Genomic DNA, 667 nt, shown 5'->3' with positions numbered 1-667 from the left:
ATCCGGTTGTTATTTTTTGTACCATTTGGATAAGCGGTGCATTTGTGGCAATTTTTACTAATGAGGTTGGAGCTTTAGGTGTAAATATAAATGCTATAAATATTGCTTATAAGTGGGCTTACTGGCTTATTAACGTTTGGGGGCAGTTAAAAATTGCCGACTATAATTATTTAAAATTGAAGCTACTTGACTCTCTTCTCAGTCCGGCTATTATTGTTATAATATTTTACATTAAAAATTTTGAAAGAATAAAATCATTACAATTTTTCAAACAAGATGAAAGAGTATATGGAGATGCAAGCTGGGCTAATCCGTCAGATATAGAGGCTGCAGGTCTTAGATCTAAGAAAGGTATGCTGATCGGTGTTGATGCCGGTGGATATTTTGTTGCAGACGGGTTCCAGCATGCTTTATTATTTGCTCCTACCGGGATTGCCACGCTCCTTTTAGTCGCTCGCAATGACGTAAAAATTACTCCACGCAAAAACTAATATATAAGCATAAACTAGGAATATCAATTCATGGAATGGCATAAGATACTTAAAGTTACTAGAAATATATTCGGTCATGCTATAATTCATCCGGTTGTTATTTTTTGTACCATTTGGATAAGCGGTGCATTTGTGGCAATTTTTACTAATGAGGTTGGAGCTTTAGGTGTAAATAT

The 667-nt window shown here is 35.1% G+C and carries 1 pseudogene; it reads left to right on the top strand.

Annotation, left to right across the window (positions count from 1 at the left end):
- Positions 1-431 (top strand): annotated as a pseudogene (locus O6R16_RS08020) (type IV secretory system conjugative DNA transfer family protein); the annotation flags it as partial.
- Positions 432-667 lie beyond the last annotated feature (236 nt).

Source organism: Candidatus Rickettsia tasmaniensis, assembly GCF_036857515.1.
GTDB classification, from domain to species: domain Bacteria; phylum Pseudomonadota; class Alphaproteobacteria; order Rickettsiales; family Rickettsiaceae; genus Rickettsia; species Rickettsia rickettsii.
Note: the sequence above shows the minus strand (reverse complement) of the source record. Positions and strands in the feature narration are given on the sequence as shown.